This window comes from Hydrogenophaga sp. (assembly GCF_019635465.1).
GTDB lineage: Bacteria > Pseudomonadota > Gammaproteobacteria > Burkholderiales > Burkholderiaceae_C > Hydrogenophaga.
The window spans coordinates 67,214-86,594 of record NZ_JAHBZK010000014.1; the positions used below are offsets into that span (position 1 = coordinate 67,214).

Consider the following 19,381-nt stretch of genomic DNA (forward strand, 5'->3'; position numbering starts at 1 on the left):
CCTCTGGGGGCAGCGACCCGCGCAGCGGCGGAGCGTGGGGGCTATTGTGCTTGCGCCGCCGGGCCGCCCCAAGGCGGATCAGCCCCCTCTGGGGGCAGCGACCCGCGCAGCGGCGGAGCGTGGGGGAACGGGAATTGTGGGCTATATTGGCTCACCCGCCGGGAGCGCGGGCGACAGCACGAACCCGAGGAGCACAACCATGAAGGTCAGCGACATCCTGCGCGTCAAGGGCGGCACGCTCTACACCGTTTCACCCGACGAATCGCTCGATCGCGCGGTCGAGACCATGGCCCAGTACGACATCGGCTCGCTCGCCGTCATGGAGCATGGCGAACTGGTGGGCATGCTGACCTTTCGCGAGCTGATCGACACCCTGGCCCGAAACGGCGGCAAGCTGCAGGGCAAGGTGGTGCGCACCGTGATGGACGACCACCCCATGACCTGCACGCCCGAGACCGAACTCGAGCAAGTGCGGCCCATGATGCTGGAGAAGCACACGCGCTACATGCCGGTCATGGACAACCGCATGCTCATGGGCGTGATCAGCTTCTACGACGTGGCCAAGGCGGTGGTCGACAGCCAGAACTTCGAAAACAAGATGCTCAAGGCCTACATTCGCGACTGGCCCGAGGAAGACACGCCGGCCGACCCGCCGCCGCAGCTCAAAGCCGCGCGCTGAGCGCCTGATTGCCCACGCGAACGCCCCTGTCCAGGGGCGTTCGGCTTTCAGCCCACCGAGGCGTGGATGTGTTCCCGCACCCGCGGGTAGATCTGCTGGTTCCAGCGGCGGCCGCTGAAAACACCGTAGTGGCCCACCCCGGTCTGGATGTGGTGGGTCTTGCGGTAGGGGCGCACGTTGGCGCACAGGTCCTGCGCCGCCACCGTCTGGCCGACGGCGCAGATGTCGTCGCGCTCGCCTTCGACGGTCATGAGCGCCGTGCGGCGGATCGCCTTGGTGTCGACCTTGCGCCCGCGCACCATGAGCTCGCCACGTGCGAGGTCGAAGGTCTGGAACACCTTTTCCACGGTCTCCAGATAGAACTCGGCCGGCAGGTCGTTGACCGCGAGGTACTCCTCGTAGAAGTCCTGGATGGTGCGCGCCTCCTCGACCCGCCCTTCAACCAGGTGCTCGGCCATGCTGCGAAATGACTGCTGGTGCCGCTCGGGGTTCATGCTCATGAAGGCGGTGAGCTGAACAAAGCCGGGGTAGACGCGGCGCATGTGGCCGGCGTGCGGCAGCGGCACATGGCTGATCAGGTTCTTCTCGAACCAGTCGATCGGGCGGCTGGTCGCCAGGCGGTTCACCTCGGTGGGGTTGACGCGGCAATCCACCGGGCCGGCCATGAGTGTCAGGCTCAAGGGGGTGGCCGGGTGGTCGTCCTCGGCCATGAGGGCAGTGGCCGCCAGGGCCGCCACGCAGGGTTGGCAGACGCCCACCATGTGGCTGCCGGGCCCCACCGCGGCGGTGAAGCGGACCATGTAGTCGACATAGTCGTCCAGCCCGAAGCCGCCGTGGCGCAGGTGCACGTCGCGCGCGTTGTGCCAGTCGGTGATGTAGACGTCGTGGTCCTGCAGCAGCGTGCGTGCCGTCTCGCGCAGCAAGGTGGCGAAGTGGCCCGACAGCGGTGCCACCAACAGCACCGGCGGGCCGGGGTCCTTCATCTGCTTGCGAAAGTGCAACAGGCTGCCAAAGGGCAGCTTGAGCTTGACCACCTCGTCGACGGGCACGGACTCACCGTTGATCTGCACGTCGCCAATGCCGTAGGGCGGGCGGCTGTGGGTCAGTCGCAGGCGGGCGAACACATCGCAGGCGGCGGCAATCTGGCGCAGCCAGGTGCGGTCGGTGCGGGGCACCCAGAGCACGGAGGCCAGGGTCTGAGCGGCCAGCCGCCAGGGTGAGAGCAGGTCGGACTGGGTCTGATAGGCCTGATAAAGCATGGGTGTGCCTCTTGTGGAGGAATGATCCCGGTGCAGGCAATTAGCGCGCCAACTGGGTTTGCACCAGACAGGTGCCCGGCGCGCCCCGACCGGTGGCACAGGCTTTGCTGTGCGCTTTGGGCCAGCAATTCCCTGCCAGCCTCTTCCGGAGACGCCCATGGCCACCGCCGAACTCACCATCAGCAGCAAGAACTACGGTGCCTGGGCGCTGCGCGGCTGGCTCATGTGCAAATTGGCTGGGCTGAAGTTCACCGAAAAGGTGATTCCGCCCGACGACCCGTCCATGCGCGCCGAGATCCTGCTGCTGTCGGCGTCCATGCGGGTGCCCTCGCTGGCGCACGATGGTGTGCACGTCTGGGACGTGCTGGCCATTGCCGAGTACCTCAACGAGATCAAACCCGGGGCGGGTTTGCTGCCCGCCAACCGCGCCGCGCGTGCGCACTGCCGGGCCATCTGTGGCGAGATGCACTCGGGGTTTTCGGCCCTGCGTTCCTCGCTGCCGATGAACATCAAGGCACATTTCCCGGGCTTCAAGATCTGGAGCCGGGCGCAGCTCGACATCGACCGCATCGAGGCGATCTGGAGCGAATGCCTGGCCACCTATGGTGGCCCCTACCTGTTCGGCAGCAAGCCCTGCATGGCCGACGCCATGTTTGCGCCGGTGGTCACGCGCTTCATCACCTACGAAGTCGCGCTCGATCCGGCGTGCGTGGCGTATTGCGACACCATCATGGACATGCCGGCCATGAAGGAGTGGGTGGCCGCCGCCGAAGAGGAGCCGGTCGAGATCGACGAGCTGGACGCGGAGTTCTGAGCCGCGTACCCAACGCGCCGGGCGGCGATCACTTCCAGGGCGTCGATGGGGGGATGTCGCACACCGGGTCGACGTCGATCGACTTGAAGTCGGCGGGGGAGACGATCTCCAGGTACTCCATGTCCGGCGAGTAGTCGAACAGGTAGTGCCGAATGCCGGGGCGCTGGTGCACGCAGTCGCCGGCTTCCACCAGGGTCACCTGGTCCTCGTACATGAACTTCGCCCAGCCCTTGAGCATGATCACGATCTGGAAGTCCGCCTCATGGCGGTGCCACCCCGTGCCTCCCTCGGGCGGCAGATTGGCTTTGACCAGGTGGGCGATCACCTTGCCGTGGGTGGCCTTGGCGATGCCGAGGTCGCGGTAGAGGAAGAAATCGCGCAGACCACCGCCCACATAGGCCGTGTCTGCGGGTTTGACGTGCGAGAACAGGGTTCCGGTCTTGTCCAGCATGGCGTGCTCCTTTCTGGGGCATCACAGCGGCGAAATTGCTGCTGTGCAGCAAGAAGCAGGAACCGTTCCGGCGGATCAAGCGATCGGCATCAATGCCGGGGCGTCTTCGCGCAAGGCCTTGCAGGTCAGTACGCACCCCTGCAGGAATGCCAGAAAGCTCGGGTCGTCGTCTTCGTCGCGAGGCAGCGGCGTGTGACCGCAGATCAGCAGGCATTGGGTGTCGGGGTGAACGCCCGGTACGACGCTGTGAGGCGCCGGCATGGTCGGGATTTGCATCAGCAGGTAGCGGTACAGATCGCCTTCTGTGTGTGGTGCCGGACGACCCACTTCGATCCAGACCTTGACGAAGGCGGACCAGGTTTCCAGTTGCAACTGCACTACCACACCATCAATGATCAGCAGCTCGTTGTCGACGATGAAGAGCTGGTCGCTTGCGTCGGCACCGCTGAGGCGGGCCACGCTTCGCAGCGCGTCGACATAGCGGGCTCGCAGCGCGTCTTCATCTCCGGTGGCGTGGGCGTCCATTGGCACGGTCTGTTCATTCGCCATTTGGTGTTTCCTTTGCCGCAGCGGCAATCGACGCTACCGCCGCGTCGATCAAATCGGGCGACGTCGGCAGTTGCTCAACGTCGGGCCATTGCGCCCGGTTGTCAGTTGTTGAATCTGCAGGCTGGCTCATGGCCACTGCGCTGGTGGCAACTGCAGCGCCAATCAGCAGCGTGGTGACAACGGCTGTTCTGGCCACAGGAGGCAAGCCAGACCATCCAGGCACCAGCGTTGCCATGTGGGGGCTGGCCACCAATGCCGGGATGGAAAACAGCGCGGCCCCGGACAGGCAGGCGAGTGCTTTGATATCGGGGTTGGGCAGGGCACTGTGGGTGGGCGCCGCGTTGCGCACGGGCGTGGCCTGTTGTGCCTGCGTCAGATAGGCGTGTGAAAGGACGCTGCCCAGGGCCGCAGCGCCCATCTGTGCGGACGCTCGTGCCAACAACTGGTTGATCGGGTAGTTGCGCAGCGCGCTGGCCACGCTTGCGGGCAAACGATCGGCGAGGCCCGCCCAGACTTGTTGAATGAGCCGGCCCACCTTCAAGTCGCTCTGGGCGAAATGCGTTTGCAGGCTGAGCAGCGGCAGAAACGGGGACAGGCCCAGCGCCGTGGCGGCCAGTGCGTTCGGTCGCGACGGCCTGGGCTGAAATCCGATGGCCTGAGGGCTGGTGCGCAAGTGGGCATAGGTCACCCCCGCCGGCACGTACACCATTGAGCGCAAGTGCGGCGGCAGCACACCGGAAGCCAGCGTCGGCAGCACGAAGGCCAGCGTGGTGTTGCGCACCGCCTGCGCCGAGTACGCCGGCAGCCCAACGGTCGGGTCAGCCGGCTTGCCATTGGCGCCACGAGGTGATTGCGGCTGCGGACTTTGCGCTTCGCCAGAGATGTTGTTGGCAGGGGGGGCTTGGTGGGTCGATCGGATCATGGGGACTCGCACGGGGAATGGATGGGCCGCTTTGTGTCTCCCGTGGGCGGGTTGGAGTTCCAGACGGGCCCTCTGGAATAATTCGCCCCATGAGCGGCAACACCATCGGCACCCTGTTCCGGGTGACCAACTTCGGCGAATCCCACGGTCCGGCCATCGGCTGCGTCATCGACGGCTGCCCGCCCGGCATGGCGCTGAGCGAGGCCGACATCCAGGGCGAGCTCGACCGGCGCCGCCCGGGCACCAGCAAGTTCGTGACCCAGCGCAACGAGCCCGACGCGGTCGAGATCCTGAGCGGCGTCTACGAAGGCAAGACCACCGGCACACCCATCGCGCTGCTGATCCGAAACACCGACCAGCGCAGCAAGGACTACGGCGACATCGCGCGCACGTTTCGCCCAGGGCACGCGGACTACACCTATTGGCAAAAGTACGGCGTACGCGACCCGCGCGGTGGCGGGCGCTCGTCGGCGCGCCTGACGGCACCCACGGTGGCCGCCGGTGCGGTGGCGCGCAAATGGTTGCGTGAGCGCTTTGGCACCACCTTTCGTGGCTGCATGGTGCAGATCGGTGAGGTCGCCATTCCCTTCGAAAGCTGGGGCCACGTGCCCCACAACCCCTTCTTTGCGCCGGTGGCCGATGTGTCTGCGCTCGAGGACTACATGAACGCGCTGCGCAAGCGCGGTGACTCCTGTGGCGCGCGCTTGCGGGTCACGGCCAGCGGTGTGCCCGTGGGCCTGGGCGAGCCGCTGTACGACCGGCTCGACGCCGACATCGCGCACGCCATGATGGGGCTCAACGCGGTCAAGGGCGTGGAGATTGGCGCCGGTTTTGCCAGCGTGGCCGACTTTGGCAGCACGCACGGCGACAGCCTCACGCCCGAGGGCTTTGCCGCCAACAAGGCCGGCGGCGTGCTCGGCGGCATCAGCACCGGGCAGGACCTGGAGGTGCAGATCGCCATCAAGCCCACCAGCTCCATCCTGGTGCCGCGCGAGAGCATCGACATCACCGGTGCGCCCACCGAAGTCATCACCAAGGGGCGCCACGACCCCTGCGTGGGCATTCGTGCCACGCCGATTGCCGAGGCCCTGCTGGCGCTGGTGGTGATGGACCACGCCTTGCGCCACCGCGCCCAGTGTGGTGATGTGCAGACCACCACGCCCGACATCGCCGAGAAGTCGCGCCCGACATGACAGGGCGGACCGACGCGGGCCTTCGCCTGTGCCCGCAGGGGTCTGACCGGGTCAGCCCCTACCGGAGGTCCGGTTGAGCCCACGTCGCCAGCTGTTGCCTTTTGCCGCCCTGTCGGCGAGCTACTTCGCGCACATCGGCTTTTTCAACCCCTACCTGCCGCTGTGGCTCAAGGACCTGGGGTTCGGCCTGCTGACCATCAGCATCCTGACGTCCGTGCAGTCGGCCACCCGTGTATTCGCGCCTTACGGCTGGGGCTGGCTGAGCGACCACACCGGCGAGCGTGTGCGCCTGCTGCGCTACGGCGCCACGGCCGCGCTGGCGATTTCGGCCGCGCTGTGGCTCGAGCTGGGCGCGGTGGCGCTGTTTGTGGTGCTGCTGGTGATGTTTGCGCACACCAGCGGCATGATGCCGATGAGCGAGGCGGTGCTGGCCCAGCACGTCAGCCGCGAAGGCGCTTTCGACGCGCGTCGCTACGGCCGTGTGAGGGTGTGGGGCTCGCTGGGATTTCTGGTGACCGTGTTGCTGGCTGGGGCGTGGTTCGACGGCTTCGGCATGGCGAGCTTTCCGGCGTGGACGGCTGTCACCCTGGGCGCCGTGGCGCTGAGCACCTGGTGGCTGCCCGACCGGCGCGAGGCGCCGGGTCAGCCCGCACCCCACGAGCGCGTCTGGCCGGTGCTGCGCCAAGCTCGCATGCGCTGGTTCTTTGCCGCAGCGGGCATGCATGTGCTGGCCCATGTGTTCGTCTACATCTTCCTGTCGCTGCACCTGGATGCGCTGGGTTACCCCAAGACGGTCATCGGCCTGATGTGGGCCGTGTCGGTGCTGATCGAGATCGGCTGGTTCGTCACCCAGGGACGCTGGTTGCCGCGCTTCAGTCTAGCTGGCTGGCTGGTGCTGGCCGCCGCGCTCATGGCCGTTCGCATGGCCATGACGGCTGGCGTGGCGCAAGTGTGGCCATTGCTTGCCCTGGCGCAGGCGCTGCACGCCATCACCTTCGCGGCGCACCACACGGTGTGCATTGCCTGGATCACCGAGCACTTCCCCGGGCGCCTGCGCGGGCGCGGCCAGGCGCTGTACAGCGTGCTCGGCTACGGCGTGCCTGGCGTGGTGGGTGGTTTGGTTGGTGGTGCCTTGTCCAGCCGCTTCGGCTTGGCCAGCGTGTTCTGGCTGGCCAGTGCCTGCGCGCTGCTGGCGCTGGGTTGCGCGCTGCGGGTGCGCAGCCTCTCGAAGCGTTGAGCTTCAGGGCGCCGGCGACGCGGCCAGCCAGCGTTTGAATGGGTTGAAGCCGGTCACCAGACCGGTGGCCACCAGCACCAGCGCGCCGCCGATGAACAGCCCGCTTGAGAGTTCTTCGCCCAGAAAGAGGTGGCCCCAGGTCACACCGAAGATCGGAATCATGAAGGCCGGGCTGATGGCCGCCACGGGCGACACGTGGCGAATGATGCGCAGGTGCACCCAGTAGGCCAGGCCCGAGGTGATCAGTCCCAGCACGCCCACGGCCAGCAGCGCCGGCGCGGTGAAGGTGGCTTTGGGCCAGGCCCAGACCGCACCGGGCGCCAGGATCAGGATGGCCGCGGCGTGGATGCCGGCGGCAATGGCCAGCGGCTCCATGCGGGTGGTGGCGCGCTTCATCAGTGGCGTCGAGCAGCCGTAACACGCCGAGGCCAGGATGCAGGCCAGCACCGCGACGATGGTGGGGCCGTCAAGCTGCACCGGCCCGAGCTGCACGATCAGCCCCACGCCGACAAAGCCCAGCGCGCAGCCCACCAGCTTGTGGGGGGTCAGCGTGTCTTCCTTGAGCCAGGCTGCCGCCAGGGTGCCGAACAGCACCGCCGTTGTGTTGAGCAGCGCGCTGTAGCCGGCCGGCAGGTAGATGGACGCCCAAGCATACAGCAAGAAGGGGACGGTGACCGTGAGCGCACCCAGCACCAGCAGTTCGCGCCAGTGGCGCCACGGCCAGGCCTGGCGCATGGCCCGCATGATGATCACCAGCGTGACCATGGCCAGTGCCACGCGGATGCCGGCCAGCGGCAAAGGCGTGAGCGCCGGGCTGGCGATGCGCAGAAAGAGGAAGGACGAACCCCAGAGCGCCGACAAGGCAACCAGCTGGGCGAAATGACGGGTTCTCACCGGCGGATTGTGTGGGGTGGCCAGTAACGGCCGTGTGAACGCCCTGTCGCGCGCAGGACTGGGCGTGCGCTCAGCGCGACGCTTTGCGCAGCAGGCCGTCGATGGCCAGGGCGTAACCGTCCACGCCGAAGCCCACCACGATGCCCGCCGCCACCGGCGAGATGTGCGACTGGTGGCGAAAGGCCTCGCGCGCGTGCACGTTGGAGATGTGCACCTCGATCACGGGCAGCGGCGCGGTGCCGGCGATGGCGTCGCGCAGGCCGATCGAGGTGTGCGTGTAGGCGCCGGGGTTGAAGACCACGCCGATCAGCTCGCCCGCCTTGTGCCGCAGTGCGGCGCCCTGGATGGCGTCGATCAGCACGCCTTCGTGGTTGCTCTGCAGGGCCTCCAGCGTGTGGCCGGCGCGCTCGGCCTGGGCACGGCAGGCGGCCTCGACGTCGGCCAGGGTGGTGGCGCCATAGGTGCCCGGCTCGCGCGTGCCGAGCAGGTTCAGGTTGGGGCCGTTGAGCAACAGGATGGCGGGCATGGTGGGTCCTCGGGCTGCGGCGACTTTAAACCAGGGGCACGCTCAAGCGGGCGATCACGTCGCGGGTATCGGGTCGCACGCCGCGCCACCACGCAAAGGCCTCGGCGGCTTGCTCCACCAGCATGCCCACGCCGTCGGCCAGGGCGCTCACGCCGGCCGCGCGCGCCTGGCGCAGAAAGGGCGTCAGGCCCTTGCCATAAACCATGTCGTAGGCCAGCGCGCCGGGGGCAAACAGCCCGTCGGGCAGTGGCAAGGCCTCGCCGCTGAGGCCGGCCGAGGTGGCGTTGATCACGACGTCAAAGGCCTCGCCGGCGAGGTCGGCGTACCCGCCACTGTTCAGCGTCACATGGGCCGCAAAGTCGGTGCGCAGGCCGTGCGCCTTGTCGGCCGTGCGATTGGCCACGGCCAGCGTCGCCGGGCCTTGCTGGGCGATCGGCAGCAGCGCACCGCGCGTGGCGCCGCCCGCGCCGAGCAACAGCACGCGACGCCCACGCAGTGCGTGGCCGAGGTTGCGCTGGATGTCGTTGACCAGGCCGATGCCGTCGAAGTTGTCGGCGACGATGCGTTCGCCCTCGAACTTCAGCGCGTTGGCCGCGCCGGCCAGTCGCGCGGCCTCGCTCGGGTCGTTGGCGAGCTGGCAGGCCTGCAGCTTGAAAGGCAGGGTGACGTTGACACCCCGCCCGCCCCCGGCCCGAAAGGCCTGCACCGTGGCCGCGAAGCCGTCCAGCGGCGCTTCGATGGCGACGTAGCTGAGGTCTTGAGCCGTGGCCTGGGCAAAGGCGGCGTGGATGCGCGGCGACTGGCTGTGGGCGATGGGGTGGCCGATGACGGCGTAGCGGTCGGTCATGAAGGCGTGCACGGAGCAGGGTCTTGGGCTGGGGCGTGGATTGTCTCGCACGGCGCGGTCGGACAATCGCGCCCATGAATACCCCACGCCTCAAGATCGATTTCGTCTCGGATGTGTCCTGCCCCTGGTGCGCCATTGGCCTGGGCGGACTGGAGCAGGCTCTGCAGCGGCTCGACGGCCAGGTAGCCGTCGACATCACCTTCCAGCCCTTCGAGCTGAACCCGCGCATGGCCGTTGAAGGTCAGGACGTGACCGAGCACCTGACCGAGAAGTACGGCAGCACGCCCGAGCAGCAGGCGCAGATTCGCGACACCATCCGCGCGCGGGGTGCCGAGGTCGGTTTCGACTTCAACCCCGCCGGGCGCGGCCGCGTGTGGAACACCTTCGATGCGCACCGGCTGTTGCACTGGGCGGCCGAAGAAGGCGCGCCGGGTCAGCAGGTGGCGCTCAAGAAGGCGTTGCTGGCCGCCTGCCACACGCGCAGTGAGGCCATGGGCCACCACGATGTGTTGCTGGCCTGCGTGCGCGAGGTGGGCCTTGATGAAACCCGCGCCCAAGCCATCCTGACCAGCGATGAATTCGCGCAGGCCGTGCGCGAGCGCGAGCAGTTCTACCTGTCGCACGGCATCCACTCGGTGCCTGCGGTGATCGTCAACGACCGCCACCTGATCTCGGGCGGTCAGCCCGCGGCCGTGTTCGAGCAGGCGCTGCGCCAGATTGCTGCCGGTCAGGCCTGATCGATCGGCGACTGCGCGCCGGGCAGCAGTTCGGCGCGCTGGCGCGGCAGGTACTGCGGGTATTCGCGCTGCATGAAGGCCAGCAGCTGCTCACGCACCTCGCAGCGCAGGTCCCAGCCCGCGGGCGCCGACGCCGAGGTGACCAGGCAGCGCAGCTGCATGGCGCTCGGGCCGGCCTCGGTCACCTGCAGCAGGCTGAAGCGTTTGTCCCAGTGCTCGGAGGCCGCGCAGATGCGCTGCAGCTCTTCGCGCAGCGGCGCCAGCGGCATGCGGTAGTCCACCCACAGAAACACGGTGCCGATGAGCTCGGCGGTGCTGCGCGTCCAGTTCTGGAACGGCTTTTCGACCCAGTACTGCAGCGGCACGATCAGGCGGCGCTGGTCCCAGATGCGCACCACCACGTAGGTGCCGGTGATCTCTTCGATCACGCCCCATTCGTTCTCGACGATCACCACGTCGTCGAGGCGGATCGGCTGGCTCAGGCCGATCTGCAGGCCGGCGATCAGATTGCCCAGCACCGGACGCGCGGCAAAACCCGCCACCAGACCCACCAGGCCGGCCGAGGCGAGCAGGCTGGTGCCCAGCTGGCGCACGTGCGGAAAGGTCATCAGCATCAGCGACACGCCGATCAGCACCACCAGGCCTTGCAGCGTGCGCGCCAGCACGCGGGTCTGGGTCTGGATGCGGCGCGCCTGCAGGTTGTCGGCCACCGAGGTCGGGTTGGCGTCGATCACGCCGCTGGCCACGCCGCACACCGCGTTGGAGGCCAGCCAGGTGAGGCAGCCGATCACCAGCAGCGTGCTCAGGCGCAGCAAGCCGGCGTGCCAGAGCGCGTCGTCGGGGGCGCCTTGCAAGGTCAGGTTGATGGCCAGTAGCGGCAGACCCCATTCGGCCGGCGCCCGGATGGCCGCCGCCACGCTGGCGCCGATGGGTGAATCGCGGGTGGCCCGGCGCACCAGGCGCTGGCCGACGAAGAAAATCGCCATGGCCACCGCCACGGCGAGCAGCATGCTGCCCAGGGTGGGGAGCCAGGCGACCAGGGCGGCGGGAATCCAGGTGGGCGTGTCCATGCGGCAGGTTAACCACGCATGGCCTTGGCGGGCAAGCCCCCGCAGCTACGAATTCGGCAGCACGTCGGGTTAGGGCCGGCGGCCACACAATCCCGGCTGCGGAACCGCGTCCGGCGCCACCACTCAGAACCCCCATGACCACCGTGCTCATCACCTGCGCCTGCCTCGTGGCGCTCACCGGCTTTCTGCACTACGAGGTGCTGCGCGGGCTCTACAGCGGCCTGCCGCGCCTGCACATGCCCGATCGCGCCAAGCTGCTGGTGGTGATTGCGACCGCGTTCGTTGCCCACGCGGTGGAGATCCTGCTGTACGGCGGTGCCTTGTATGGCCTGGTGACCTGGGCCGGCGCGGGGCAGCTGGCCGGGGCGACGGGCTCGCTGGTGACGGCCAGCCTGTACTTCTCGGCCGAGACCTACACCTCGCTGGGCTTTGGCGACGTCACGCCGCTGGGGCCGGTGCGCCTGCTGGCAGGCGTCGAGGCGCTCAACGGCCTGCTGCTGATCGGCTGGACGGCCTCGTTCACCTACATCTCGATGGAGCGCTTCTGGACGGCCGACGGCGTCCGGCGCCCGCCGCGCCGCGACTGATCGCGGCCCCTGGCGTCAGCGACCAAGCTGCGTCAGTGCCGCCTGCAGGCCGCTCAGGCCACCCACGCGCTGGTCGTTGATGAAGATCTGCGGCATCTGCCGCACCGAGGGGCCGCACTTGGCGTAGAAGGCCAGCCGCTCGGCCTCGTCGTCGATCTTCACCTCCTCGAAGTCCAGCGAGCGGGCCTTGAGCAACTGCTTGGCGGAGTCGCACTGCGGGCAGGCGGACTTGGAATAGACGGTGATCTTGAGGGTCATGGTGAGGTGAGGAGGTTGAAGGTTACAGCCCGGAGCGCGCCTTCACGGCGTCTTCGTGCAGGGATTCGTTGAGCTGATCGACGACTGTGGTCCACACGGCGTCGGCCTTGATCTGCTCGCACAGGAACTGGCGCTGCGCGTCGTTCCAGAACGGCGCGTCGGCCAGGTCCACACCCGCAGGCAACTGGTGGGCCCGGATGAAGCCGGCGATGGCGGCATCGCTGGCGTCGAGGCCGAGCTGCAGAAAGAGGTTGCTCATGCGGGGGGAGGCACGGTCCATGGGGTGTCCTGTTCGGTTCGTCGGCAAGGGGCATTGTCCACCGGCACTCAGGCCAGTGTGCTCAGCGCCCGCTCGATGAAGCGTCGTTTCACGGTCGGCCTGGGCACCGGGTGGGGCAGGTGCTCGAACCAGGCGCGCACGTCTTCGTCGAGCCCGATGCCGTGCATGAAGTTGTAGAGCGCTTTGCGCAAGCCGATGCCGAGCGCGTCGTGGTCGACGCCCGTGGGGTCGGTGAAGCCGATGTCGTTCTTGGCGAATGTGACCGGTGGCAGGGGAATGAGGTCGATGCCGTAGGCCGCGGGGTCCAGCCCCACGGGCGAGTGCACGGTGCACGAAAAGCGGTGGAAGAAGCCGCTCTGGATGCAGCCGTGCTGGAACAGCTGGCGCACGTACTCCAGCGCGTCCACCGTGTCCTGCACGGTCTGGGTGGGGAAGCCATACATCAGGTAGGCGTGTACCAGGATGCCGGCGTCGCTGAAGCCCTTGGTGACGCGCGCCACCTGTTCCACCGTCACGCCCTTTTTCATGAGCGCGAGCAGGCGGTCGCTCGCCACCTCCAGGCCGCCGCTCATGGCGATGCAGCCGCTGTCGGCCAGCAGCTGCGCCAGCTCGGGCGTGAAGGTCTTCTCGAAGCGGATGTTGCCCCACCAGCTGATCGCCAGGTCGCGCCGCAGCAGCTCTTCGGCCAGGGCCTTGAGTGCCTTGGGGGGTGCGGCTTCGTCGACGAAGTGAAAGCCGGTCTGGCCGGTCTCATCGACGATGCGTTCGATGCGGTCCACCAGCGTGCTCGCGGTGGCGGTCTCGTAGCGGCCGATGTAGTCCAGCCCCACGTCGCAAAAGCTGCACTTCTTCCAGTAGCAGCCGTGCGCCACGGTGAGCTTGTTCCAGCGGCCGTCGCTCCAGAGCCGGTGCATGGGGTTGAGCATGTCGAGCAGGCTCAGGTACTGGTGCAGCGGCAGGCCGTCCCAGGTGGGGGTACCCACGTCTGCGAAGGGCACGTCGGGCTCAGCCAGGTTCACGTACTTCACTGTGCCCGACGGTTCGCGCACAAAGGTGCGCACCAGGCGCTGCGGTCCACGCTGACCCTGCAGGTGCTCGATCAGCGCCAGCAGCGGTCGCTCGCCGGCATCCAGCGTCACGTAGTCGACCAGGTCGAACAGCCGCGCTTCCTTCAGCTCGCGCAACTCGGTGTTGACGTAGCCGCCGCCCAGCGCAATGGGCAGTTGCGGCCAGCGCGCCTTCACCGCCTGTGCGATGCGCAGCGCGCCGTACACCGCGCCGGGGAAGGGCACCGAAAGCAACAGCAGTTGCGGCGACGCGCGCTCGAGCGCCTCGATCGCCAGCCGCTGCAACACCTCGTCCACCAGCGTGGGTGCGGCGACCAGCGCTTGCGCCAGGGGCTCGAAGGTGGGCTGGCTGCTGGCCAGCGATTCGGCGTAGCGCACGAAGGCGAAGCGCTGATCCACCGCGTCGCGGATCACGTCGGCGAGGTCGTCCAGGTAGAGGGTGGCGATGTGGCGCGCGCGGTCGTGCGTGCCCAGTGCACCAAACGCCCAGCCCAGCGGGTCGTCGCCGTCCTCTTCGGTGATATGGCCGTACTGGTCAAGGGCGGCGAAGCGGGGGCCCTCCGGCAGCAGCTCGCGCGCAGCGATGCGGTGCGCCAGCGTGCTGTCGCGTCCCTGCAGGAAGGCGATGGTAGGCGCGATGCTGCGGCGATACCGCGCAAATTCGTCGAGGAAGGCGTGCACGCTGGCGCTGCGTTGCGCCTCGGGCAGGGCCAGGGCGCGTTCGCGCACGGCGTCCAGGCCGCCTGGGGTGAACAATTCGAGCACCAGCGCCAGCGCCAGATCGGTCTGCACCGCGTCGATGCCGCGCGAGCGCAGAAAGCCGGTGAGGTAGGCGGTGGAGGGGTAGGGCGTGTTGAGCTGCGTCATCGGTGGGATGACGCTGAGCACGCGAAATGAAGGCGCGGCGGTCATGGCAGGCGGGGCAAGGGCGGCAGTGTACGGCCGCCCCCTTGTGTCCCGCGCCGGCGTGGTCAATCCGTCAGTTCGTCCACCGGCACGCAACTGCAGAACAGGTTGCGGTCGCCGTAGACGTTGTCGACCCGGCCCACCGGCGGCCAGTACTTGGTGTGCAGGCGCGAGTCGAGCGCGGCGGCGCCCACGTCGCGGCCGTAGGCGTGCGGCCAATCGCCCTTGATGAGGCTGGCCGCGGTGTGTGGCGCGTTTTTGAGCGGGTTGTCGTCCCTGGGCCACTCGCCTTGTTCGATGCGCGTGATCTCGCCACGGATGGCGATCATGGCGTCGATGAAGCGGTCGATCTCTTCCAGTGTTTCGCTCTCGGTGGGTTCGACCATCAGCGTGTTGGCCACCGGGAACGACAGCGTCGGCGCGTGAAAGCCGTAGTCGATGAGGCGCTTGGCCACGTCCTCGGCCATCACGCCGCTGCTGTCCTTGAGGTCGCGCAGATCGAGGATGCACTCGTGCGCCACATGCCCGTTCTCGCTCGCGTACAGCGTGGGGAAGTGGTCCTTCAGGCGGGCGCTGATGTAGTTGGCCGACAGGATGGCGGCCTCGGTGGCGCGTTGCAGGCCGTCGGCGCCCATCATGCGGATGTACATCCAGCTGATGGGCAGCACGGCCGCGTTGCCCAGCGGCGCTGCCGAGATGGCGCCCACGCCGTTGACCGGCAGCCCGCCCGTCGCATGCCCGGGCAGGAAGGGCACCAGGTCTTGCACCACGCAGACCGGGCCCACGCCCGGGCCGCCACCGCCGTGCGGAATGCAGAAGGTCTTGTGCAGGTTGAGGTGGCTCACATCGCCGCCGAACTCGCCCGGCGCGGCCACGCCAACCAGCGCGTTCATGTTGGCGCCGTCCACGTACACACGGCCGCCGTGCTGGTGCACCAGCGCGCACAGCGCCTTCACCTGCGTTTCGAACACGCCGTGCGTGCTGGGGTAGGTGATCATCACCGCGGCCAGGTTCGCGCTGTGCTGTTCGCACTTGGCCTGGAGGTCGGCCATATCCACGTTGCCGTTCTCGTCGCACTTGGTGACCACCACCTGCATGCCCACCATCTGCGCGCTGGCCGGGTTGGTGCCGTGCGCGCTGCTGGGGATGAGGCAGACGTTGCGGTGGCCCTCACCGCGCGAGCGGTGATAGGCCTGAATCACCAGCAGGCCGGCATATTCGCCCTGCGAGCCGGCGTTGGGCTGCAGGCTGATGCCGGCGTAACCGGTGGCCTCGCACAGCCATTGGCGCAGTTGTGCGTCGAGCAGTTCGTAGCCCTTGCGCTGGTCGGCCGGCGCGAAGGGGTGGATGTGCGCGAACTCGGGCCAGGTGATGGGGATCATCTCGCTGGTCGCGTTGAGCTTCATGGTGCACGAGCCCAGCGGAATCATGCTGCGGTCCAGCGCGAGGTCCTTGTCGGACAGCGCGCGGATGTAGCGCAGCATGCCGGTCTCGCTGTGGTGGCTGTTGAACACCGGGTGCGTGAGGAAAGCGCTGGTGCGGCGCAGTTCGGTGGGGATGCGCGGCTCGATGCCTTTTTCGTACGCGTCGAACGAAGGCAGGGCCTGGCCCGGCGCTGCGAACACCTGCCACAGCGCCACAATGTCTTCGCGTGTGGTGGTCTCGTCGACTGCAATGCCCACGTACTCGCCCCAGGACAGGCGCAGGTTCATTCCAGCGTTCAGCGCGCGCTGCACGATGGCCTTGGCATCTGCGCCCGCTTTCACCGTCACCGTGTCGAAGCCGGTGTCGCTGGTGAGCGTGCAGCCCAGTTGTTCGAGGCCCTTGGCCAGCACCGCGCCGTAGGCGGCCACGCGCTGTGCAATGCGCTTGAGGCCCTGCGGCCCGTGGTACACGGCGTACATGCTGGCGATGACCGCGGGCAGTACCTGGGCGGTGCAGATGTTGCTGGTGGCCTTCTCGCGGCGGATGTGCTGCTCGCGCGTCTGCAGCGCCAGGCGGTAGGCCGGGTTGCCGTGCGTGTCCACACTCACGCCCACCAGGCGGCCGGGCAGGCTGCGCTTGAACTCGTCGCGGCAGGCCATGAAGCCCGCGTGCGGGCCGCCGTTGCCCATGGGCATGCCAAGGCGCTGCGTGTTGCCGACCACGATGTCGGCACCCCATTCGCCGGGCGGCGTGAGCAGTGTGAGGGCGAGCAGATCGGCGCAGACGATGTAGCCTGCCTGCTTGCCTTGGACCTTCTCCACGTCGGCACGCTGGTCGTCGATGCGGCCGCTGGTGCTCGGGTAGGGGGCCACCACGGCGAAGTAGTCGTCCTGCGCCAGCGCGGCGTCCCATTCGGCGGCCGAGTTGGCCAGTTGTACAGCGATGCCCAGCGGCGCTGCACGGGTCTGGATGACCTCGATGGTTTGCGGGTGGCAGTCACCGGCCACCACGATGGTGTTGCCCCTGGCCTTCACCGAGCGTTTGGCCAGGGTCATGGCCTCGGCCGCAGCGGTGGCTTCGTCGAGCATGGAGGCGTTGGCGATCGCCATGCCGGTGAGGTCGGTCACCATGGTCTGGAAGTTGACCAGCGCCTCCATGCGGCCTTGCGAGATCTCGGCCTGGTAGGGCGTGTAGGCGGTGTACCAGGCCGGGTTCTCCAGGATGTTGCGCAGGATGACGCCCGGCGTGTGGGTGCCGTGGTAGCCCTGGCCGATGAAGCTCTTGAGCACCTTGTTCTGCTGCGCGATGGCCTTGAGTTCGGTCAGCGCTGCGGCTTCGGTGACCGGTGCCGGCAACTGCATGCCCTGCGCACGCGCGATGCTGCGCGGCACGATGCTGTCGATCAGGGCGCGGCGCGAGGCCTCGCCGATCACCGACAGCATGTGCGCCTCGTCGGCGTCGTTGATGCCGATGTGGCGGGCGACGAATTCGCTGGCGTTCTCGAGTTCGCCCAGGGGCTTGACGGAGGGCATGAGCATGGCTTGCTTCTAAAGATTTGGACCTGCTGCTTGAATGCGATTCGCCACGTTCGACGCAACGTGGCCAAGTGGCACCACGGAACCGGCTTCGCCGGGCCGTCGGTGCCGCCCCCTTGAGGGGGTCGCGCGCAGCGCGGCGGGGGTGTTCATGAATTCGCCGCGAAGGCGTCGTAGGCGGTCTGGTCGAGCAGGGCATCGATCTGCGCGGGTTCGGACAGCTTGACCTTGAAGAACCAGCCCGCGCCCAGCGGATCGCTGTTGGCCAGCGAGGGGTCGTTGCGCAAGTCCTCGTTGACTTCGGTCACGGTGCCGCTCACCGGCATGTACACATCGGCCGCGGCCTTGACGGACTCGACCACACCGGCCACGTCCTTCTGCGCGAAAGTCTTACCCACCTCGGGCAATTCGACGAAGACCACGTCGCCCAGCGCGTCCTGCGCGTGATGCGTGATGCCGACGGTGGCAACGCCGCCGTCGACGGTGATCCATTCGTGGTCTTCGGTGTACTTGGTGGTCATTCGGGAAGCTCCTGTGGGATGGAAGGGGTTGATCGGGAAGGCTGTGCTCAGCCGCGGTAATACCGGTTGGGCACGAACGGCATGGGGGCCACCACCATGGGCACGGGCTTGCCGCGCACCAGGGCGTTCACGCGGGTGCCCGCCGCGGCCAGCGCAGGGGGCAGGTAGCCCATGGCAATGGGCTGGTTGATGCTGGGGCCGAGCAGGCCGCTGGTGACTTCGCCCATGCGTTCACCGGCTTCGCTGTGCAACTCGGTGTGGTCGCGCACCGGCACGCGCTCCTGCGCGATCAGGCCCACGCGCACGCGTTGCGCCGGCCGGGTGCCATCCAGCTGCGCCAGCACGCGATCGGCGCCGGGGAAGCCGCCGGCGCGCGCACCGCCGGTGCGGCGCACCTTCTGCATGGCCCAGTTGAGCGCGGCCTCTACCGGCGTGGTGGTGGTGTCGATGTCGTTGCCGTACAGGCACAGACCGGCTTCCAGCCGCAGCGAGTTGCGCGCGCCCAGGCCCACGGGCTTGACCTCGGGTTGCGCCAGCAGCGCACGCGCAAAGGCCTCGGTGTCGGCCGCGGCCAGCGAAAGCTCGAAGCCGTCTTCGCCGGTGTAGCCGCTGCGGGTGGCGAACACCGGCTTGCCTTTCCACTCGAAGGCGCCGCCGGTCATGAAGACCAGTTTCTCGACGCCGGGCAGCAGGCGCTGCAGCGCAGTGACGGCCTGCGGGCCCTGCAAGGCCAGCAGGCCACGGTCGAATTGGGGCTCGACCGCGCAGCGTGAGCCAATGCGATCGACGATGTGCTTCAGGTCCCCGTGTTTGCAGGCGCCATTGACGATCACGAAGAGGTGGTCGTCGCGGTTGACGAACATCAGGTCGTCGATGATCGTGCCCTCGTCGGTGAGCAGCAGGCCGTAGCGCTGCTTGCCCGGCGCCAAGCCGATCACGTCCACCGGCATCAGGCGCTCGAAGGCGGTCGCCGCGTCCGGACCGATCAAGCGCAGCTGCCCCATGTGGGAGACGTCGAACAGGCCGGCCGCACTGCGGGTGTGCAGGTGCTCGGCCATCAGGCCCGCCGGGTACTGCACCGGCATGCTGTAGCCGGCAAAAGGCACCATGCGCGCACCCAGTTCGAGGTGCAGGGCGTGCAGCGGGGTTTGAAGCAAGGGATCGGTCAAGGCGGACTCTCTGGCTGGGGCAGGCCCCCGATGGGGCGAAGCACGGCGCGTGCCGTGTGCTGCCCCACTGTCCGCTTTACCTGAGAGATTCGCGCGGGCGATGCCGCGTTTGCTCCTTCGGTGGACCCGTTGCCGGGCCTCTCTCCAGGGGGGATCGCCCGCCTCGCGGCGCGCGTTTGCCAGTCCTTTTGCCTGAGCGTTCGGGGCTGGCATCAGCCCCTGCGCCTTCGGCGGTTCCACAAGGGGTGCTCTGCAAAACCCGCGCCGTGCGCGCCGCGATCTGGCGGGATGAGCCGCAAGGCGCGAATGCCAGGGCAAGCCCGGACGGCTTGCCCGCATTCGCAACGCAGCGGATCGCCCGCCAGATCGCGGCCCTTCGGGTTCGGCCCACAACGGGCGTCTGGCGCACCTGTTGGCTTGTGTGTGCCACCGGCACACACGGCGCCAAGCAGGCA

Annotated in this window: 20 protein-coding genes and 1 riboswitch; of the genes, 6 read left to right on the forward strand and 14 right to left on the reverse strand. The window is 68.0% G+C overall.

Annotation, left to right across the window (positions count from 1 at the left end):
- Positions 1 to 199 precede the first annotated feature (199 nt).
- Positions 200 to 679 (forward strand): CBS domain-containing protein, encoded by a 480-nt coding sequence (locus tag KF871_RS13635; RefSeq protein WP_291143389.1) that lies wholly within the window; start codon positions 200 to 202, stop codon positions 677 to 679.
- Positions 680 to 726: 47 nt separating this feature from the next.
- Here the strand turns inward: KF871_RS13635 and KF871_RS13640 are convergent, their stop codons facing one another.
- The gene (locus KF871_RS13640) at positions 727 to 1,938 is read right to left on the reverse strand and encodes a polyhydroxyalkanoate depolymerase (protein ID WP_291143392.1); all 1,212 of its coding nucleotides are present in this window, start codon (positions 1,936 to 1,938) and stop codon (positions 727 to 729) included.
- A 157-nt stretch (positions 1,939 to 2,095) separates the two neighbouring features.
- On the opposite strand from KF871_RS13640, the gene KF871_RS13645 reads away from it, so the two are divergent.
- On the forward strand, positions 2,096 to 2,752 hold the full coding sequence (locus KF871_RS13645) for a glutathione S-transferase family protein (RefSeq protein ID WP_291143395.1): 657 nt from the start codon (positions 2,096 to 2,098) through the stop codon (positions 2,750 to 2,752).
- 28 nt (positions 2,753 to 2,780) lie between these two features.
- Here KF871_RS13645 and KF871_RS13650 read toward each other — a convergent pair whose 3' ends face one another.
- The 3 genes from KF871_RS13650 to KF871_RS13660 form a co-directional block, all read right to left on the reverse strand.
- A complete protein-coding gene (locus tag KF871_RS13650) occupies positions 2,781 to 3,203 on the reverse strand; it encodes a cupin domain-containing protein (protein WP_291143398.1) in 423 nt (140 codons plus the stop codon).
- A gap of 75 nt (positions 3,204 to 3,278) precedes the next feature.
- Positions 3,279 to 3,752 (reverse strand): hypothetical protein, encoded by a 474-nt coding sequence (locus KF871_RS13655; protein ID WP_291143401.1) that lies wholly within the window; start codon positions 3,750 to 3,752, stop codon positions 3,279 to 3,281.
- The gene (locus KF871_RS13660; RefSeq protein ID WP_291143404.1) at positions 3,742 to 4,674 is read right to left on the reverse strand and encodes a hypothetical protein; all 933 of its coding nucleotides are present in this window, start codon (positions 4,672 to 4,674) and stop codon (positions 3,742 to 3,744) included. Before KF871_RS13660 ends, KF871_RS13655 begins: the two co-directional genes overlap by 11 nt.
- Before the next feature lie 89 nt (positions 4,675 to 4,763).
- Here KF871_RS13660 and aroC point away from each other — a divergent pair, with 89 nt between their 5' ends.
- Complete coding sequence (aroC, locus tag KF871_RS13665) at positions 4,764 to 5,867, forward strand: chorismate synthase (protein WP_291143407.1); 1,104 nt, start codon at positions 4,764 to 4,766, stop codon at positions 5,865 to 5,867.
- 73 nt (positions 5,868 to 5,940) lie between these two features.
- The gene (locus tag KF871_RS13670) at positions 5,941 to 7,104 is read left to right on the forward strand and encodes an MFS transporter (protein WP_291143410.1); all 1,164 of its coding nucleotides are present in this window, start codon (positions 5,941 to 5,943) and stop codon (positions 7,102 to 7,104) included.
- A gap of 3 nt (positions 7,105 to 7,107) precedes the next feature.
- Here the strand turns inward: KF871_RS13670 and KF871_RS13675 are convergent, their stop codons facing one another.
- From KF871_RS13675 to aroE, 3 genes are all read right to left on the reverse strand, one after another.
- The gene (locus KF871_RS13675; protein ID WP_291143413.1) at positions 7,108 to 7,998 is read right to left on the reverse strand and encodes a DMT family transporter; all 891 of its coding nucleotides are present in this window, start codon (positions 7,996 to 7,998) and stop codon (positions 7,108 to 7,110) included.
- 70 nt (positions 7,999 to 8,068) lie between these two features.
- Positions 8,069 to 8,524, reverse strand: coding sequence for a type II 3-dehydroquinate dehydratase (gene aroQ, locus KF871_RS13680; protein WP_291143415.1), 456 nt, complete (start codon positions 8,522 to 8,524; stop codon positions 8,069 to 8,071).
- A 25-nt stretch (positions 8,525 to 8,549) separates the two neighbouring features.
- Positions 8,550 to 9,371, reverse strand: coding sequence for a shikimate dehydrogenase (gene aroE / locus KF871_RS13685; protein WP_291143418.1), 822 nt, complete (start codon positions 9,369 to 9,371; stop codon positions 8,550 to 8,552).
- Positions 9,372 to 9,445: 74 nt separating this feature from the next.
- Between aroE and KF871_RS13690 the strand changes: the two genes are divergently transcribed.
- On the forward strand, positions 9,446 to 10,108 hold the full coding sequence (locus KF871_RS13690; RefSeq protein WP_291143421.1) for a DsbA family oxidoreductase: 663 nt from the start codon (positions 9,446 to 9,448) through the stop codon (positions 10,106 to 10,108).
- Here KF871_RS13690 and KF871_RS13695 read toward each other — a convergent pair.
- On the reverse strand, positions 10,099 to 11,178 hold the full coding sequence (locus tag KF871_RS13695) for a mechanosensitive ion channel domain-containing protein (protein WP_291143423.1): 1,080 nt from the start codon (positions 11,176 to 11,178) through the stop codon (positions 10,099 to 10,101). The two genes, KF871_RS13690 and KF871_RS13695, sit on opposite strands and share 10 nt — an antisense overlap.
- Positions 11,179 to 11,312: 134 nt before the next feature.
- On the opposite strand from KF871_RS13695, the gene KF871_RS13700 reads away from it, so the two are divergent.
- Complete coding sequence (locus KF871_RS13700; protein WP_291143426.1) at positions 11,313 to 11,765, forward strand: potassium channel family protein; 453 nt, start codon at positions 11,313 to 11,315, stop codon at positions 11,763 to 11,765.
- 15 nt (positions 11,766 to 11,780) lie between these two features.
- On the opposite strand, the gene KF871_RS13705 is transcribed toward KF871_RS13700, so the two are convergent.
- The 6 genes from KF871_RS13705 to gcvT all read right to left on the reverse strand — a co-directional run bounded on the left by KF871_RS13705 (position 11,781) and on the right by gcvT (position 18,926).
- Positions 11,781 to 12,023 (reverse strand): glutaredoxin, encoded by a 243-nt coding sequence (locus KF871_RS13705; protein WP_291143430.1) that lies wholly within the window; start codon positions 12,021 to 12,023, stop codon positions 11,781 to 11,783.
- A 22-nt stretch (positions 12,024 to 12,045) separates the two neighbouring features.
- Complete coding sequence (locus KF871_RS13710) at positions 12,046 to 12,303, reverse strand: DUF2789 domain-containing protein (RefSeq protein WP_291143433.1); 258 nt, start codon at positions 12,301 to 12,303, stop codon at positions 12,046 to 12,048.
- A gap of 47 nt (positions 12,304 to 12,350) precedes the next feature.
- Positions 12,351 to 14,282: a radical SAM protein gene (locus KF871_RS13715; protein WP_291143436.1), complete on the reverse strand. Its 1,932-nt coding sequence runs from the start codon at positions 14,280 to 14,282 to the stop codon at positions 12,351 to 12,353.
- 59 nt (positions 14,283 to 14,341) lie between these two features.
- Positions 14,342 to 17,239 carry an aminomethyl-transferring glycine dehydrogenase gene (gcvP, locus tag KF871_RS13720; RefSeq protein WP_291143439.1) on the reverse strand — a complete coding sequence of 966 codons (2,898 nt, stop codon included), beginning with the start codon at positions 17,237 to 17,239 and terminating at the stop codon, positions 14,342 to 14,344.
- A gap of 146 nt (positions 17,240 to 17,385) precedes the next feature.
- A complete protein-coding gene (gene gcvH / locus KF871_RS13725) occupies positions 17,386 to 17,757 on the reverse strand; it encodes a glycine cleavage system protein GcvH (protein ID WP_291143443.1) in 372 nt (123 codons plus the stop codon).
- Between the two features lie 47 nt (positions 17,758 to 17,804).
- Positions 17,805 to 18,926, reverse strand: coding sequence for a glycine cleavage system aminomethyltransferase GcvT (gene gcvT, locus KF871_RS13730; protein WP_291143445.1), 1,122 nt, complete (start codon positions 18,924 to 18,926; stop codon positions 17,805 to 17,807).
- A gap of 57 nt (positions 18,927 to 18,983) precedes the next feature.
- Positions 18,984 to 19,084: riboswitch (glycine riboswitch) on the reverse strand.
- Between the last annotated feature and the right edge of the window lie 297 nt (positions 19,085 to 19,381).

Coding starts and splice junctions, on each gene's coding strand:
- KF871_RS13635 (WP_291143389.1), top strand. CDS start 200: ATGAAGGTCAGCGACATCCTGCGCGTCAAGGGCGGCACGCTCTACACC.
- KF871_RS13640 (WP_291143392.1), bottom strand. CDS start 1,938: ATGCTTTATCAGGCCTATCAGACCCAGTCCGACCTGCTCTCACCCTGG.
- KF871_RS13645 (WP_291143395.1), top strand. CDS start 2,096: ATGGCCACCGCCGAACTCACCATCAGCAGCAAGAACTACGGTGCCTGG.
- KF871_RS13650 (WP_291143398.1), bottom strand. CDS start 3,203: ATGCTGGACAAGACCGGAACCCTGTTCTCGCACGTCAAACCCGCAGAC.
- KF871_RS13655 (WP_291143401.1), bottom strand. CDS start 3,752: ATGGCGAATGAACAGACCGTGCCAATGGACGCCCACGCCACCGGAGAT.
- KF871_RS13660 (WP_291143404.1), bottom strand. CDS start 4,674: ATGATCCGATCGACCCACCAAGCCCCCCCTGCCAACAACATCTCTGGC.
- aroC (WP_291143407.1), top strand. CDS start 4,764: ATGAGCGGCAACACCATCGGCACCCTGTTCCGGGTGACCAACTTCGGC.
- aroQ (WP_291143415.1), bottom strand. CDS start 8,524: ATGCCCGCCATCCTGTTGCTCAACGGCCCCAACCTGAACCTGCTCGGC.
- aroE (WP_291143418.1), bottom strand. CDS start 9,371: ATGACCGACCGCTACGCCGTCATCGGCCACCCCATCGCCCACAGCCAG.
- KF871_RS13690 (WP_291143421.1), top strand. CDS start 9,446: ATGAATACCCCACGCCTCAAGATCGATTTCGTCTCGGATGTGTCCTGC.
- KF871_RS13695 (WP_291143423.1), bottom strand. CDS start 11,178: ATGGACACGCCCACCTGGATTCCCGCCGCCCTGGTCGCCTGGCTCCCC.
- KF871_RS13700 (WP_291143426.1), top strand. CDS start 11,313: ATGACCACCGTGCTCATCACCTGCGCCTGCCTCGTGGCGCTCACCGGC.
- KF871_RS13705 (WP_291143430.1), bottom strand. CDS start 12,023: ATGACCCTCAAGATCACCGTCTATTCCAAGTCCGCCTGCCCGCAGTGC.
- KF871_RS13710 (WP_291143433.1), bottom strand. CDS start 12,303: ATGGACCGTGCCTCCCCCCGCATGAGCAACCTCTTTCTGCAGCTCGGC.
- KF871_RS13715 (WP_291143436.1), bottom strand. CDS start 14,282: ATGACCGCCGCGCCTTCATTTCGCGTGCTCAGCGTCATCCCACCGATG.
- gcvP (WP_291143439.1), bottom strand. CDS start 17,239: ATGCTCATGCCCTCCGTCAAGCCCCTGGGCGAACTCGAGAACGCCAGC.
- gcvH (WP_291143443.1), bottom strand. CDS start 17,757: ATGACCACCAAGTACACCGAAGACCACGAATGGATCACCGTCGACGGC.